Below are 17,247 nucleotides of genomic sequence, written 5' to 3'. Positions count from 1 at the left end.
TAACTGAAATATTAATATGGAATATACAATTCTTATCCTACTGCTTCCGTTTCTCTCGTTTCTGACGCTCGGATTGGGAGGTAAATGGATGTCCCACCGGACAGCCGGTATGATTGGTACGGTGGTGCTGGGTGCGGTAACAGTGCTTTCCTATCTGACAGCTGCCCTTTATTTCAGCAGTCCCCGTCTGGCAGACGGTACCTTTGAAACGCTGATACCTTACAATTTTACTTGGCTGCCTTTCACTGACAGACTGAGTATTGACATGGGTATCTTGCTTGATCCGATTTCCGTAATGATGCTTATTGTCATCAGCACGGTATCGTTCATGGTACATATTTATTCGTTCGGCTATATGAAGGGCGAGGTAGGTTTCCAACGCTACTACGCTTTCCTGTCGCTGTTCACTATGTCCATGTTAGGCCTGGTGGTAGCTACCAACATTTTCCAGATGTATCTGTTCTGGGAGCTGGTGGGTGTTTCCTCCTATTTATTAATTGGATTCTATTACACCAAACCTTCAGCCATCGCTGCTTCCAAGAAGGCATTTATCGTAACCCGTTTTGCCGACCTAGGCTTCCTGATTGGTATCCTGATTTACGGTTACTTCGCCGGAACTTATACATTCGAACCCGATACATTGATGTTGGCAAAGGGTGGTGCTGCCATGATTCCGTTGGCACTTGGCTTGATGTTCATCGGTGGTGCCGGTAAGAGTGCCATGTTCCCGTTGCACATCTGGCTGCCCGATGCCATGGAAGGTCCGACGCCTGTCAGCGCCTTGATCCATGCTGCTACGATGGTGGTTGCCGGTGTATATTTGGTTGCACGCATGTTCCCGTTGTTCATCGAATATGCCCCCTCAACTTTGCACATTGTGGCTTATGTGGGTGCATTCACTGCATTCTTCGCAGCCAGCATTGCTTGTGTGCAGACTGATATCAAACGCGTACTAGCCTTCTCTACCATTTCTCAGATTGGTTTCATGATGGTTGCCTTGGGTGTTTGCTTCGCTGCTGATCCCCATGACGGTGGTTTGGGATACATGGCCGGCATGTTCCACTTGTTTACACACGCTATGTTCAAGGCCCTGCTCTTCCTCGGTGCCGGTAGCATCATCCACGCCGTACACAGCAACGAGATGTCGGCTATGGGAGGCTTGCGCAAGTATATGCCCATCACGCACATCACTTTCCTGATTGCCTGCCTGGCCATCGCCGGTATTCCGCCATTCTCCGGATTCTTCTCGAAGGACGAGATTCTGACGGCTTGCTTCCAGTTCAGCCCGGCTATGGGTTGGATTATGACCATCATTGCCGGCATGACGGCTTTCTATATGTTCCGCTTGTATTACGGCATTTTCTGGGGAACCGAGAATAAAGAACTTCATGCAGCCCACACGCCTCATGAGAGCCCCTTATCGATGTCCTTCCCGCTGATATTCTTGGCATTAGTGACCGTTGTAGGCGGATTCATTCCTTTCGGTGAATTCGTTTCCTCCAACGGACATGCTTACGAAATCCATTTGGACTGGAGCGTAGCTGCTACAAGCATTGTGGTGGCAGTAGTTGCCATCGCACTGGCTACATTCATCTACGCCAAGGAAAAACAACCGGTGGCAGATGCTTTGGCCCGTCGTTTCCGTGGATTGTGGACAGCGGCATACCACCGCTTCTACATTGACGAGATTTATCAGTTCGTGACGCACCGGATCATCTTCCGCTGCATCTCTACTCCTATCGCCTGGTGGGACCGCCACGTAGTGGACGGCTTCTTCAACTTCCTGGCTTGGAGCTCCAATGCTGGCAGCGATTCTATCCGCACACTGCAAAGCGGCCGCGTACAGCAGTATGCACTTGTGTTCCTGCTGGGTGTGCTGGCACTGATACTGATTCTGTTGCTGTAAGGCCATGGTTCAAGTGATTAATTAACATCGAAACAATAATTATTAAATACCACATAAGATGAACTTCTTATCATTATTTGTTCTCATTCCCCTGCTGATGTTGCTGGGACTTTGGCTAAGCCGCAACATCTCACAGATACGCGCGGTGATGGTGACAGGTGCCTCGGCTCTGCTGGTACTTTCTGTCGCACTGACCGTGATGTACCTCCAAGCACGTCAGGGAGGCGCAACGGACGAGATGTTGTTTTGCGCTGACGTAGCCTGGTATCCGGCTCTTAATATACATTACTCGGTAGGCGTAGACGGCATATCGGTAGCCATGCTGCTGCTTTCGTCGTTGATTGTATTTACAGGTACATTTGCATCCTGGCGTCTGCAGCCGTTGACAAAAGAATATTTCCTTTGGTTTACTTTCCTGTCGCTGGGCGTATTCGGATTCTTCATCTCGATAGACTTGTTCACGATGTTCATGTTCTATGAGGTGGCTTTGATTCCGATGTATCTGCTGATTGGCGTATGGGGTTCCGGTCACAAGGAATACTCGGCCATGAAACTGACATTGATGCTGATGGGTGGCTCGGCTTTCCTGCTGATTGGTATCCTGGGTATCTATTTCGGTTCGGGTGCGACGACCATGAACTTGCTGGAGATTGCAGATTTGCACAATATTCCTATTGAACAGCAACGCATCTGGTTCCCCTTGACTTTCATCGGATTCGGCGTATTGGGTGCTTTGTTCCCGTTCCACACATGGAGCCCCGACGGTCATGCTTCGGCGCCGACGGCTGTGTCCATGCTTCATGCCGGTGTGCTGATGAAGCTGGGAGGTTACGGTTGCTTCCGCATTGCCATGTACCTGATGCCTGAGGCTGCCAACGAATTGGCTTGGATATTTATTATCCTGACTGGTATTTCGGTTGTATATGGTGCGTTCTCGGCTTGCGTACAGACGGACTTGAAGTATATCAATGCTTATTCTTCGGTGTCGCACTGCGGCCTGGTGCTCTTCGCTATCCTGATGATGAATCAGACGGCCAGCACGGGTGCTGTGCTCCAGATGTTGTCGCACGGTTTGATGACGGCCTTGTTCTTCGCCCTTATCGGTATGATTTACGGACGGACTCATACGCGTGATATCCGTGAGTTGAACGGACTGATGAAAATCATGCCTTTCTTGTCTGTATGTTATGTGATTGCCGGTCTGGCCAACTTGGGTTTGCCGGGTCTGAGCGGATTTGTGGCCGAGATGACGATTTTCACGGGTTCGTTCCAACAGGCTGACACGTTCCACCGTGTGTGGACGGTCATTGCCTGCTCATCTATCGTGATAACGGCGGTCTACATCCTGCGCCTGGTGGGCAAGATTCTGTACGGCACGTGCACGAACAAGCATCACTTGGCTCTGACTGACGCGACGTGGGACGAGCGCACGGCGGTTATCGTGCTCATTGCTTGCGTAGCTGCCCTGGGGCTGGCTCCTTGGTGGATAAGCAACATGATTGGCGACAGCGTATTGCCGATAATCAATCATCTGGCAGCAGTTCAATAGTCATTAACCCGTAAATACTAATAGTTACAATAACATGGATTACAGTCAATTTCTACTGATGAAAGAAGAGCTCTCGCTGATTGCGGTCATCGTTATCCTTTTTGTGGCAGACCTCTTCATGAGTCCTGACAATCACAAGCGTGACGGGAAGCCGATGTTGAATACCATCCTCCCGGTAGCTTTGCTTCTGATACATACGCTCATCACCCTGGTGCCCGGCGGGGATGTCAATCTCTTTGGCGGCATGTACGTCAATACTCCGGTGCAGAGCATCGTGAAGTCTATCTTGAGTGTGGGCACGCTGGTGGTGTTTCTGATGGCGCACGAGTGGTTGCGCCGCGAGGAGAACCATATCAAGCAGGGTGAGTTTTATGTGTTGACGCTTTCGACCTTGTTGGGCATGTACTTTATGATTTCGGCCGGACATTTCCTGATGTTCTTCATCGGGTTGGAGACGGCCAGCATCCCGATGGCGGCGCTGATTGCGTTTGACAAATACCGCCAGCAGTCGGCCGAGGCGGGTGCGAAGTATATTCTGACGGCGATGTTCTCGAGCGCCCTGCTGCTGTTCGGTCTTTCGCTGATTTACGGTTCGACGGGGACGTTGTATTTCGAGGATATTCCGGCCGCGCTGGATGGCAGTGCGTTGCAGGTGATGGCCTTCGTGTTCTTCTTCTCGGGCATGGGCTTCAAGATTTCGCTGGTGCCGTTCCACTTGTGGACGGCCGACGTGTACGAGGGTTCGCCCAGCACGGTGACGGCTTATCTGAGTGTCATCTCGAAGGGTTCGGCTGCCTTTGTGCTGATGGTGGTGCTGGTGAAGGTGTTCGCGCCGATGGTGACGGAGTGGCAGACTATCTTGTATTGGATTATCATCTTATCCATCACGCTGGCCAACTTGTTTGCCCTGCGCCAGCAGAACCTGATGCGACTGATGGCTTTCTCGAGCATCTCGCAGGCGGGTTACATCATGCTGGGTGTCATTGCCGGGACGTCGACGGGTATGACTTCGCTGATTTACTACGTGCTGATTTACCTGTTTGCCAACCTGGGCGTGTTCACGGTCATCAACATCGTGATGCAGCGCACGGGCAAGGTGACGTTGACGGACTATAACGGCCTGTATACGACCAACCCGCGCCTGGCTTTCCTGATGACGCTGGCCTTGTTCTCGCTGGCCGGTATCCCGCCGTTTGCCGGGTTCTTCTCGAAGTTCTTCATCTTCGCCGCAGCTTTCGAGAGCGGGTTCCACCTGCTGGTGTTCATCGCCTTGGTCAACACGGTGCTGTCGCTCTACTACTACCTGAGGGTGGTGAAGTCGATGTACATCAACAAGAGCGACGAGCCCATAGCCGCGTTCCGTAGCGACAACTACACGCGTGTCAGCCTGCTTGTGTGCACGGCCGGCATCATCGTGCTGAGTATCGCGAGCGTGGTCTACCAACATATCGACCAGTTCTCGTTCGGTCTGTAAGACGAACGATTGGTAAAATATCCCTTGGTGTGTGCCGGGGCGCGTGAGCGTCCCGGCACTTTTTTTTCTGGCCGCGGCAGAAGAGGGCAAGCCTCCGTGCCCCTCGGAGGCCGACGCGGGACACGGTAGAGGACGGGCGGTTGCTACACTCGAGGGTAGCTCATCGCTACACTCAAGGGTAGCTCTTTGCTACACACCAGTGTAGGTCGATGCTACACTCGAGTGTAGCAACCGGCCACATCCGCAGTCTTGAAATCTCCCACATTGTAACCCCTTTGTCACACCCTGCCACACCTTTGTAACGCCGGCGCAAGAGAAACGTACCGGCCGCGCAATACCCCTGTAACACGAAAGCCTCATCTTTGCAGCGGAAAAAGAATCAAAGAACAAACAAGATGAGCACAAGACTGGATTTGGGAAGAATCCTCTTCCTTATTTTACTCTTCACACTCTCCTGCATGACACTGATGGCAGGAAACATCAAAGGAAACATCTGCGACAAAGAAACGCGCGAACCACTGACCGGCGCCACCGTGCAAGTGGCCGGGACAAGCCTGGGAGCCGTGGCCGACATCGACGGCAACTACCAGCTCAACCTGAGGCCCGGCAACTACACCCTGCAAGTGTCGTACGTGGGCTACCGCACCGAAACACGCGACGTGGCCGTCACCCAGGCCAACCTCGTGCTGAACTTCGAACTGGGACCCGACACCGAAGTGCTGGGCGAAGTCACCGTCACCGCCCGCAAGAACCTCGAAGGCGAACGCGCCCTCCAGATGGAACGCCAGAAAGCCACCCTGGCCATCGAAAACATGGGAGCCAAGGAGATGAGCCTCAAAGGCATCAGCAACGTGCAGGAAGGCGTCAAACAAATCACCGGCATCTCCATTGCCGACGCCGGACAACTCATCGTCCGCGGCCTGGGCGACCGATACAGCACCACCACCCTGAACGGACTGCCCATCGCCTCGCCCAACCCCGACAACAAACTGATACCCCTCGACCTCTTCCCCTCCAGCACGGTACAGAACATCACCGTCAGCAAAGTCTACGACGCCGCCGTCTTCGCCGACTACTCCGGCGCCCACATCGACATCAGCACCAAAGAAAACACCACGGGCAACTTCTTCAACCTCAGCCTCAACGCAGGCGGACACTTCAACGCCCTGGGCAAAGACTTCTACCACATGGACCGAGGCTCACTCTTCACCACCTCCACCCTGGCCGACCCCGTCTACAACCTCTCCACCTCCGACTTCCGCGACTACGTGAAACAGAACAACATCTTCGACACCACCTTCGACGTAGAACGCAAGAAAGCCCTGCCCGAACTGAGCGGAAACATCGGCGCAGGCCGCGACTGGACCATCGGCAACCAGACACTCAGCCTCCTGGCCTCGTTCAGCATGAGCAACGGAACCGAAATCATACAAGACGCCTTCTACCGCGACATGGACACCTCGGGCGACACCAAAAACGACTTCAGCTACGACAAATACACCAGCCGGCTCAACCTCACCGGACTGGCCTCCGCCAGCATCACCCTGCGCAAAGAAGACCGCATCGGCTACAGCTTCTTCTACGCACGCAACGCCGAGAACAGCTACCAAGACCGACAAGGCACCGACTACGAAGACAACCACCTGCTGGGCAACAACAGCGTCACACACATCTACACCCTCCAGAACCACCAACTCAACGGCCTGCACCACTTCGGACAACAATGGCTCCTCACCTGGGGAGGCTCATACGGCAAAACCAGCAGCCAAGAACCCGACCGACGCCAAGTGATGTTCGAACAAAACAACGACGGCACCCTCGAACTCTTCAAACTGAACCAACAAGAAACCAACCGCTACTTCGGCGACCTGACAGAAGACGAATGGGTAGGCAGCCTCGCACTGAAATACAACTGGAACGAAAACAACCACGTGACCGCCGGCTTCAACTACAAAGACAAAAACCGCGACTACTCGGCCACACGCTTCTACTACAACCTGCACGCCCTGAACCCCGAAATCGACGACATCCACCACACCAGCGACTACCTCAACCAAGAAAACATCGCCAACGGCACCATCATCGTAAACCGCAACATGCAACCCCAAGACCGCTACCGCGCCGGGATGAACATCTACGCCGGCTACATACAGACCGACTTCTACCCCCTCGCCTCACTGCTGGTCAACGTAGGCCTGCGCTACGAATACGCCCAACAATGGGTCGAATACGCCATCGAAGGCGAACGCCCCTACCAGCGCCGCCGCGACCTGGACAAACACGACCTCTTCCCGACCGTCAACCTGAAATACAGCATCAACAACCAAAACAACCTGCGCCTCTCCATCTCGCGCACCATCACCCGCCCCTCGTTCATCGAAATGGCACCCTTCCTCTACGAAGAATCCTACGGCTCAGCCCGCATCCGAGGTAACGAAAACCTGCAAAACGGCTACAACTACAACCTCGACCTGCGCTACGAACGCTTCGGCGACAACGGCGACATGTTCTCCATCACCGGATACTTCAAACACCTGGACAAACCCATCGAACGAACCCAAATCTACCAAGGAGGAGGCACCACACACTCCTTCCAAAACGCCGACCAAGGCATGGCCACCGGCATCGAAGCCGAAGTACGCAAGCAACTGTTCAAAGACCTGCGACTGGGAGCCAACATATCCTACATGTACACCAACGTGAAACTGCCCGAAAGCGGCGCCTACACCAACAAAGAACGCTCCCTGCAAGGCGCATCGCCCATCCTCCTGAACGCCGACCTCACCTACTCCCCCCGCTTCAGCGAAGAACGCGCCCTGAACCTCACCTTGCTCTACAACCTCCAAGGCAAACGCATCCACGCCGTAGGCCTCTCCGGCATGGGCGATGTAGAACAACAAGCCGTACACACCCTCAACTTCAACGCCAGCTACGCCCTGAACAGCCACTTCACGCTAAAACTGCAAGTAAACGACCTGCTGAACCGCGATGTCGTATTCAAGCAAGAACTGCCCCAAGCCGGGCAAACCGTCGAAGTGGAACGATACAAAACCGGCAGCAACTTCGAAGTAGGCTTCAGCTACCGACTCTGACCCAAACATAAACCAAACAAAAACAATTAAATAAACAATCTATTCAACAACACTTTAATTATTGAACATTATGAACAAAAAACTATTCTCAATGATGCTGATGGCCGGCATGGTATGCTTCTCGGCTTGCAGCGATGACAATGACAACAACGGCGGCGGCGACGGCGGCGGCGACACCACCCTCACAGGCGAAATCTCGCAGGACATGACCATCAATGCAGGCGAACAGTGGACCTTAGACGGCGTATGCCGCGTGAAATCCGGTGCCACACTGACCATCGGTGCCGGCGTGACCATCACAGCCAAAGACGACGATATCTTGGACTACATCCTCGTGGAACAAGGCGCCAAAATCATTGCCGAGGGCACAGCCAGCAACCCCATCATCATGACCACCGAACACCAGGCAGCCGGCGCATGGGGCGGCCTACACATCTGTGGCAGAGCCCACACCAACGTATCTGGCGGAACAGGTAACTCCGAAATCGGCGGCGCCACCTACGGCGGCAACGACGACAACGACAACTCCGGTTCGCTGAAATATGTCCGCATCGAATACGGCGGCTATCCCATCGACACTGAAACAGAAGCCAACGGCATCACATTCTATGGCGTAGGCAGCGGTACAGTAGTAGAAAACTGCCAAGCTTACATGTGCTCCGACGACGGTTTCGAATGGTTCGGCGGCTCGGTAAACGTAAGAAACCTCATCTCCGTAAACTGCAGCGACGACTCTTTCGACTGGACAGAAGGCTGGAACGGCACTGCCACCAACTTGCTGGCTTACCAAGAAGCAGAAAACACGCTGGGCTACAACTGCGACTGCCTCATCGAAGCCGATAACAACGGCAGCGACCCCGAAGGAGCTACTCCGGTTTCCTTCCCCACATTGCAAAACCTGCTCCTCGTAGGAAACGGCTCTGACACGCAAGGCATCCGCCTCCGTGCCGGCACGAAAGTCCACATCGACGGTGCCATCGTTTGCGGCAAAGGCATGCCCCTGACAGTAGAAACCACACAAACGGAAACTTCTTTGAAGGACGGTGAATCCACACTGCAAAACATGACCATCAGTGCCGACCTTGTAAGCGAGCAGGGCATCTACACCAACGCCGATTTCATCGCAGGCACAGGCAACAGCGTAAACGCCAACTTAAGCTACACTTTGGCTGAAGCCATCGACGCTTGCGATTGGATTACAGGCAACTGGGTAAAACAATAAGATTCTTTAAAATAACATTCTTATGATAAAAAGGATGCACTCAAACTCAGGTGCATCCTTTTTTTATACCCCTCCCGAAAAAAAAGCGCACCACAGCCCCCTTTTCCCAAAATAATTCCTACATTTGCGCTTATCGGTATCATACATTACTATTTTACAGAAGAAGCCTTATGAAGACCGTCATCAAATTTCTCGAACAACTGGAGCGCAACAACAACCGGACATGGTTCACTGCACATAAAGATGAATATCGCGCAGCCCAAACCCTGTTCGACAACCTGACTGAGCAACTCATCACAGGCATTGCCTCTTTCGACGAACGTATCAAAGACCTAACGGTAAAAGATTGTACTTATCGCATCTATCGTGACACACGTTTTTCGTCCGACAAGAGTCCGTATAAGACACACATAGGAGCTTTCATCTGCCCAGGAGGAAAGAAATCAGGATTTGCTGGCTATTACTTCCAAGTGGGGCCGGAAGAAAACGGTTATAATTCCGGTAACATGTTGGCTTCAGGACATTACATGATGGAACCACAGGCACTCCGCACACTTCGCGAAGATATCTGCAACGGAGATGGAGATTTCGAACAGGCACTACGCCAAGCGCCCGACTTCCAGTTGGACAACGACAATAAACTGAAACGCGTACCCAACGGCTATCCACGTGACACCGCCTTCTCCGAATATTTAAAATACCGAACCTATTGCCTGGTCTGTTCACCAGGGAAAGACTTTGCTTTGACGAACAATCTGGCTGAACGCACCATCGAATTGTTCCGTACCACTTATCCATTCGTTGAATATATTAACCGTGCCATCGCATTCACACGAGACGAATTATAAATATACATCACCATGAAACATAACAGCTTCATATGGATTACAATCTTTGTCTGCCTGGTAACAGTCTGCGGATGCGGAACTAGCCGGAACATAACGAGTGGAGACCCCGGTGCAACTTTAGCAGGGGCAGCCATTGGTGGAAACATTGGCGGCGCAATGGGTGGATTGATAGGTGAAAACCGACATGGCTGGCATGGAGGCTACCGTGGATCGGCCATCGGATCTATCGTAGGAACAGTGGCCGGTGCTGTCATCGGCAATGCTGTCTCACGCAACAAAGCTCAAGAAGGAAATATGTCCACAGAACCAAACGAAGAAGAAATCTACTCACACTCCTCGAATATAGAACAGTTACGAATACAAAAAATACGTTTCATTGACGATGACCGCGACCATGTCATTCGGTCAGGTGAACACAGCAAAGTGATATTCGAAATCATAAACGAAGGTTCACTTCCGGCCATCAATATCGTACCAATAGTAGAAGAAACCACGGGAATGAAGCACATTCACATTTCTCCCTCCATCTTGGTAGAAGAAATCAAACCTCACAATGGAGTGAAATATACCGCCACAGTCACAGCCGGAAAACGGATAAAAAGCGGGAAACTCATTCTACGTGTAGCCGTGGCCGACGATATCGGGCGACAATATGATTGGCAAGAGTTTACCATCGCTACTCAACGCTGAATACTTTCGTTTAACCCTTAAATACATACAGATTATGGCAGACAACTATCTGGAAAAACAGTATGAAGATTACCAGGCACGCAAAGCGGCTTGGGAATGGGAACGTAAACACGGTAAAAAAATGAAGAAGACTGCTACACAACAGCCGGAACCTGTGCTTCCCCCTCATCCCGATGATGCTGATTTTATCGAAGAAGAAGAAGAGGAAGAAAATCGTTAGTAGAATGGTAGGCGGGCATGTATCTGCCCGCCACCGTCAAGCTGTCCGCTGCCGGACATGCCAGCATATAAATCATATTCAAGAAAGTTTCGCTTTAACTTCTACATTACCCTTGCCTCCAAAGAGATGGCAGCATGAAAGACAAAAGTACTTGCCTATACTTTGGGATGTAACCCCTGACACATTGGCAAGAAAATCATCAAAGGATGATTACCCTCCTCATATATCCATCATTTGCCCATAACCACCGCTACATCATTATTACATCATCCGGCCTCTACAAGAAGCTGTTTTGATTTTATGCCCAACCTATTTTGTCCGGGCTTTCTGTGTAACCTGACGCCGTGAAGTACAGTAGTTCGGTATATGAAGTACAGTAGTTCGATATATGAAGTACAGTAGTTCGATATATGAAGTACAGTAGTTCGATATATGAAGTACAGTAGTTCATAAACTGATATAACTACTAAAATCATTGATATTCGGTTTATCCAATGTTCGGAGATATACTGAATAATCCATATAGATACGAACGAGGTACGGAATAGAAACATCGAAGAATGGCATGAAAACCGTTTCCGGCTTGTAGCAAAGAGAAAAAAGAACCATCCGCAGAAAAAAATCACAACCGCTTAAGCTTGCTTTCTTCCGGATGATTTGTATTTTTGCAAACTACATATTTTGATACACCATGTTTCACAAATTCTGTTCATCCATCGCTGATATTCCCTTACCAACACAATTCACCTACCCTTTTTGTTACACACCCCATCCGCTATGCATACGGGCAGCGGAAGAAGTACAACAGTATTTGCGTAAACATCCGGAATGGAACGAAGGCAAAATGTTTGGCGTACTTGTCATACAAACCAACGCCGGAGAATTAGGGTATCTGGCTGCCTTCTCAGGCATTTTAGTCGGCAGCAACCGATATCCCTTTTTTGTACCACCAGTGTATGACCTGCTTCAACCCAATGGCTTTTTCAAGCAAGAAGAGGCAGCAATATCTCTACTCAATACCCGTATCAAAGAACTGGAAGAAAACGATGCCTATCGACTGCAACAGCAAGAACTACATACTTTAGAGAAAGAAGCCACACAGGAATTGAATACGGAACGCCGCAAAATGAAGGATGCCAAAGCACGTCGAGAGGAAAGACGACGTTCTCCCCATTTTACGCAAGCTGAAGGTGAGCAACTTATCCACGAAAGCCAATATCAAAAAGCCGAATATAAACGTTTGGAAAGACGTTGGAAAGAACGCATTAATACAGTTCTACAAGCCGTAAATGCCTACGAAATGCATCTGCAAGCCTTGAAACACGAACGAAAAACACGCTCCGCAGACCTGCAACAGCGGCTTTTTGCCCAATTCCGGTTACTAAACCACCGCGGCGAGACAAAAGATCTGTGCGAGATATTTGCAGACACAGTACAACGAGTGCCACCGGCCGGTGCTGGAGAATGTGCAGCCCCCAAATTACTGCAATATGCTTATCTGAACGGTTGGAAACCAATAGCCATGGCCGAATTCTGGTGGGGAGCTTCCCCGCAAACTGAAATAAGGAAACAGGGAAATTTCTATCCATCGTGCACAGGCAAGTGTGGCCCCATCCTGCACCACATGCTGCAAGGGTTAGATGTAGAGCCAAATCCTTTGGCACAAAAAGGGCGAAAAGAAGAAACACTGCGCATCATCTATGAAGACAATGCTATAATAGTAATCGATAAACCGGCAGGAATGCTTTCTGTGCCCGGCAAAAAAGAGATAGATTCGGTTTACAGCCTGATGAGGGCGCGTTTCCCCCAAACGGAAGAGCCGCTGATAGTCCACCGTCTGGACATGGATACTTCGGGACTGTTGCTTCTGGCAAAAACAAAGGAAGCACATCAGCACCTGCAAACCCAATTTGAACAACGTCTCATCCGCAAACGATACATTGCCCTGCTGGATGGAGTAGTAACGTCGGATTCCGGACGTATCGATTTGCCTCTGAGTCCCGACTGGTACGACCGGCCACGCCAAATGGTCAATCAGCAATCGGGTAAAGCTGCCGTGACAGACTACCAAGTATTGGAACGACGGACAGACGGGCGTACTCTTATTGCTTTTTATCCTTTAACGGGACGTACGCACCAATTGCGCGTGCACGCCGCCCATCCCCTGGGATTGCATTGCCCCATTGTTGGCGACGCTCTCTATGGCCAACGGGCGGACAGGCTTTACCTGCATGCCGACATGCTGGAGTTTACCCATCCATCGACGGGACAGCTCATGCATTTCTGTGCAAAGAAAGAGTTTTAGTATTTGGCCTTAATCTCCGGCAATGCTTTCCGGATGTCACGAATGCGCTGGGCATCACTGGGATGTGTGCTCAACAAAGCTGGGGCAGCTCCTGTACTGCCGGAGGCCATCTTTTGCCAGAAGGCTACGGCCACATCGGGATTATAACCGGCCATCTTCATCAGGATAAGTCCCATGTAATCGGCTTCTGACTCGTGCTTGCGCGAGAAAGGCAGCATTACTCCTACCTGGGTACCGACACCATATACGATTCCTGCCAGTTTTTGTACAGCTATGTTTTTCTCGGATAAAGAATGGTTGAGGATTTGTGCGCCATATTGTGTCAGCATTTGCTGGCTCATGCGTTCGTTGCTGTGCTTGGCCACGGCATGTGCCACTTCGTGCCCTAATACCACAGCCAATTCATCGTCCGAGGATATTATCTTCATCAATCCCTCATATACCACAATCTTGCCCCCGGGCATGCAGAAAGCGTTTACCTGGTCGTCTTTTACCAGATTGAATTCCCAAGAGAAGTTTTTTATCTCGCCTGACAGGCCGTTCTGGCGCAGGTAGCGTGTGGTGGCAGCAGCCATGTTCTTCCCTACCCGCGTCACCATGGCAGACCACGCGGCAGAAGAGGATTTGGGAGCTGCCTTTATGTAATCCTTATACTGTGTCAGGCTGGATGAGAGGACTTCCTGGTCGGAGACCAAAAGTATCTGGCGACGCCCTGTGAGGGGGACTACACCGCAGGAGGAGAGGAAAAAGGCTAAGAGTATGATGAGAAGCAGTATCTTTATCATAGGGCTAAACGTTAACATTACGGGGCAAAGGTAAGAAAAAAGCCGCAGGTTGGTTGGGAGGATGGGCGGAAATCTTTTACCTTTGCGGGGATAAGCGTTATGGGAGGAAAGAGCTATGTCACGCATTGCACAGGAGAAACGTATTGTAGAACAGATGGTCCGCCTCTATTGCCGCCGCAAAGAGGGGAACGAGGTTTTGTGTGCCGAGTGCCGGGAGTTGTTGGAATATGCACGGCTGCGTCTGGAGCATTGCCCGTTCGGGGAGCGGAAGGGTACGTGCCGTGTCTGCCCGGTGCATTGTTATAGACGGGACATGCGGGAACGGATGCGCCGTGTGATGCGCTATGCCGGTCCCCGCATGTTGTGGTACCATCCGGTGGCAGCCGTGTGCCATGTGTGGCGGGAGTTCTTTGCCCGCTAATCAGTTGTTGAAATAGTAGAGGAATACGGCCACGCCTTCGAGGGCTTTCTTGCGTTCGCCTTCGATGTCGATGGAGAATTTGATTTCGGCTTTGGCCACGCCGCGCAGGTTGGCCAACGATTGCAGTTGGGCGTTCAGGCGTATGCGCTGGCCGGACAGGACGGCTTGACCGAAACGCATCTTCTCCATGCCGTAGTTAATCATCATCTTCAGGTTGTTCACTTCGATGATTTGGTTCCAAAGATAAGGCAGCATGGAGAGGGTCAGGTAGCCGTGCACGATGGTGCTTTTGAAGGGGCTTTCGGCCCGGGCGCGTTCTACGTCGACGTGTATCCACTGGTGGTCGGAGGTGGCATCGGCGAAGAGGTTGATGCGTTCCTGCGTTATTTCTACGTAGTCGGAGATGCCTATCTGCTGGCCTACCAGTTTTTCAAAATCTTCATACGAATTGACAATTACTTTTTCCATTCTTCTCTGCAGGTTTTTAGTGATTATGATGCTTATGATTGGTCCTCACCCGCTGGCGGGTGAAAAACGGAAACAAATATACTTCATATTCTGACAAATGCAAAGTTTTGCTGCGTATTTTATGGGGAAATGATGTACCTTTGCCCACGAATGAAGCCAAATGGGATAATGGAACGAATGGAAAGGAGACGAATCGTCATCGTAGGGGCCACGTCGGGCATCGGACGCGAGGTGGCCATGGAGTTGCTCCGGCAGGGGTGGCACGTGGGTGTGGCAGGCCGGCGGGTGGAGAGGTTGAGGGAGATAGAAGCCTTGGCTCCCGCCCGGGTGAAGCATCGGCAGATGGACGTCACCCGCGAGGATGCCCCGGAGCAACTGCACGGCTTGGTGGAAGAGTTGGGAGGGATGGACGTATTCCTGCTCTGCGCGGGCATCGGGAGACAGAACCCGACGTTGCAGGCCGACGTAGAGCTGGGCACGGCGCAGACCAACGTCGACGGTTTCATCCGCATGGTGGACGCGGCTTACGACTATTTCCGGCGGCGCGGGGGCGGGCACATCGGCGTCATCAGCTCCATCGCGGGTACGAAAGGGTTGGGCGCGGCACCGGCCTATTCCGCCACGAAACGCTTCCAGAACACGTACATCGACGCCCTGGCCCAACTGGCGCGGATGCAACGGCTGGCCATCTGTTTCACGGACATACGGCCGGGCTTCGTAGACACCGACCTGCTGCGGGGTGACAAGCGTTATCCCATGCTGATGAACCCTGCGCGGGTGGCCGCCCGCATCGTCCGGGCACTGGGGCGACGGGAGCGGGTCTGCGTCATCGACGGGCGCTACCGTTTGTTGGTATTCCTTTGGAGGCTCATTCCCCGGTGGGTATGGGAACGAATGCCTGTCAGGAACTGAAACGGGAATCTTCCTAATGGAAAAATCTATACAAACCCAGAGAGTAGCCAGAAAGCTCCCAAGGGAAAGGCAAAACAGTATTATATCGTTCGGGGATGAGTATTATAGTCATCCCGGATGAGTATTATACTCATCTCCACCCCCGCCACGAGGCATCCTGGAGGCATATAAGCCCTTTCGGCCATGAGACAGACAGATAAATAAAAACTATATACAAAACGAAAGACAATGAAACGACCTCTGAAACTCACCCTCCTCACCGCCTGCGCCGCCCTGTGCACGGGCATCAGCCTGCCGCTGCTGGTAGGCCACGCCACCTTCAACCCCGAGCGCGACTCCGTCCGTTCGGAAGTCCCCTCGCTCACCGCCCCGCCCTCGGTGCCGCAGAGCATAAGCTTTGCCGACGAAACCATCGCCCTCGACCGCTACGACCTGCGCGAGCGGCTGGACCGCGAACTGATGGCTTTCACCTACATGCACTCCTCCACCATGCTCACCCTCAAGCGCGCCAACCGTTACTTCCCCCTCATCGAGCCCATCCTGCGCGAAGAAGGCCTGCCCGACGACCTGAAATACCTGGCCGTCATCGAAAGCAGTCTCAACCCCCTGGCACGCTCCGGGGCCGGAGCCGCCGGCATGTGGCAGTTCATGAAAGGCACGGGACGCGACTACGGGCTGGAGGTGAACGACAACATCGACGAACGCTACCACATCGAAAAAAGCACCCGCGCCGCCTGCGCCTACCTGCGCGAAGCCTACGCCAAGTATGGAAGCTGGCTCTGCGTGGCCGCCTCGTACAACGCCGGACAAGGGCGCATCACCCAACAGCTCCAGAAACAAGGCGTCCAGCGCGCCGTCGACCTCTGGCTCGTCGAAGAGACCACCCGCTACATGTTCCGTCTCCTCGCCGCCAAGGCCGTACTCACCCACCCGCAACAATACGGCTTCCTGCTGAAACACTCCGACCTCTATCCCCCCATCCCCTGCACCACAGACACCGTCACCACAGGCATCGCCGACCTGGCCTCCTACGCCCGCGGCAAAGGCATCACCTACGCCCAACTGAAAGACGCCAACCCCTGGCTGCGCGACACCTTCCTCCAGAACAAAAGCGAACGCACCTATGTCTTGAAACTCCCCACCCAGGCCGGCATGCACTACGACCCGCAGAAGACACAGGCACACAACCGGGCATGGACGGTAGACTAAATTAATGAAGAATGAAGAATGAAGAACGAAGAACGACGGATAAGGAATGAATACTCGACCTTCCTGTCATGTTGAGCGGAGCCCGAAGGGCGCAGTCGAAACATCTCACCCATACTTCCCAAGCACGCCGGGAGATTCTTCGACTA

At 52.4% G+C, this 17,247-nt stretch carries 14 protein-coding genes; 12 read left to right on the top strand and 2 right to left on the bottom strand.

The features are described 5' to 3' along the window. Positions 1-16 precede the first annotated feature (16 nt). The 9 genes from nuoL (at position 17) to M3090_RS10095 (ending at position 13,306) form a co-directional block, all read left to right on the top strand. Positions 17-1,906 carry an NADH-quinone oxidoreductase subunit L gene (nuoL, locus tag M3090_RS10135; protein ID WP_249055875.1) on the top strand — a complete coding sequence of 630 codons (1,890 nt, stop codon included), beginning with the start codon at positions 17-19 and terminating at the stop codon, positions 1,904-1,906. Between the two features lie 58 nt (positions 1,907-1,964). Continuing rightward, the gene (locus M3090_RS10130; RefSeq protein WP_249055873.1) at positions 1,965-3,455 is read left to right on the top strand and encodes a NuoM family protein; all 1,491 of its coding nucleotides are present in this window, start codon (positions 1,965-1,967) and stop codon (positions 3,453-3,455) included. Positions 3,456-3,489: 34 nt separating this feature from the next. Continuing rightward, the gene (locus M3090_RS10125) at positions 3,490-4,929 is read left to right on the top strand and encodes an NADH-quinone oxidoreductase subunit N (RefSeq protein WP_249055870.1); all 1,440 of its coding nucleotides are present in this window, start codon (positions 3,490-3,492) and stop codon (positions 4,927-4,929) included. Between the two features lie 395 nt (positions 4,930-5,324). After that, a complete protein-coding gene (locus M3090_RS10120; protein WP_249055867.1) occupies positions 5,325-8,021 on the top strand; it encodes a TonB-dependent receptor in 2,697 nt (898 codons plus the stop codon). A gap of 61 nt (positions 8,022-8,082) precedes the next feature. Further along, positions 8,083-9,243, top strand: a complete 1,161-nt coding sequence (locus tag M3090_RS10115) for a hypothetical protein (protein WP_410553228.1) — start codon at positions 8,083-8,085, stop codon at positions 9,241-9,243. Between the two features lie 170 nt (positions 9,244-9,413). Next, entirely contained in the window at positions 9,414-10,091 is a 678-nt protein-coding gene (locus M3090_RS10110) for a DUF2461 domain-containing protein (RefSeq protein WP_249055863.1), read from the top strand. 12 nt (positions 10,092-10,103) lie between these two features. After that, a complete protein-coding gene (locus M3090_RS10105) occupies positions 10,104-10,781 on the top strand; it encodes a glycine zipper family protein (RefSeq protein ID WP_249055862.1) in 678 nt (225 codons plus the stop codon). Between the two features lie 34 nt (positions 10,782-10,815). Continuing rightward, positions 10,816-11,001: a hypothetical protein gene (locus M3090_RS10100; protein ID WP_249055859.1), complete on the top strand. Its 186-nt coding sequence runs from the start codon at positions 10,816-10,818 to the stop codon at positions 10,999-11,001. Positions 11,002-11,692: 691 nt separating this feature from the next. Then, a complete protein-coding gene (locus M3090_RS10095; RefSeq protein ID WP_249055857.1) occupies positions 11,693-13,306 on the top strand; it encodes a pseudouridine synthase in 1,614 nt (537 codons plus the stop codon). On the opposite strand, the gene M3090_RS10090 is transcribed toward M3090_RS10095, so the two are convergent. After that, positions 13,303-14,091: a M48 family metallopeptidase gene (locus tag M3090_RS10090; protein ID WP_249055854.1), complete on the bottom strand. Its 789-nt coding sequence runs from the start codon at positions 14,089-14,091 to the stop codon at positions 13,303-13,305. The genes M3090_RS10095 and M3090_RS10090 overlap by 4 nt on opposite strands. Positions 14,092-14,206: 115 nt before the next feature. Here M3090_RS10090 and M3090_RS10085 point away from each other — a divergent pair, with 115 nt between their 5' ends. Continuing rightward, positions 14,207-14,512, top strand: coding sequence for a nitrous oxide-stimulated promoter family protein (locus M3090_RS10085; protein WP_249055853.1), 306 nt, complete (start codon positions 14,207-14,209; stop codon positions 14,510-14,512). Here the strand turns inward: M3090_RS10085 and M3090_RS10080 are convergent, their stop codons facing one another. Beyond that, entirely contained in the window at positions 14,513-14,980 is a 468-nt protein-coding gene (locus M3090_RS10080) for a MaoC family dehydratase (protein ID WP_249055851.1), read from the bottom strand. A 168-nt stretch (positions 14,981-15,148) separates the two neighbouring features. Between M3090_RS10080 and M3090_RS10075 the strand changes: the two genes are divergently transcribed. Together M3090_RS10075 and M3090_RS10070 are read left to right on the top strand one after the other, a co-directional pair. Beyond that, positions 15,149-15,892, top strand: coding sequence for an SDR family NAD(P)-dependent oxidoreductase (locus tag M3090_RS10075; protein WP_249055846.1), 744 nt, complete (start codon positions 15,149-15,151; stop codon positions 15,890-15,892). 228 nt (positions 15,893-16,120) lie between these two features. After that, a complete protein-coding gene (locus M3090_RS10070; protein WP_249055844.1) occupies positions 16,121-17,101 on the top strand; it encodes a lytic transglycosylase domain-containing protein in 981 nt (326 codons plus the stop codon). Positions 17,102-17,247 lie beyond the last annotated feature (146 nt).

It is taken from the genome of Bacteroides sp. ET71 (genome assembly GCF_023336905.1).
In the GTDB taxonomy this organism is placed as follows: Bacteria; Bacteroidota; Bacteroidia; order Bacteroidales; family Bacteroidaceae; genus Bacteroides.
The sequence above is the reverse complement of the archived record's forward strand: the minus strand, read 5'-3'. Positions and strand labels throughout refer to the sequence as shown.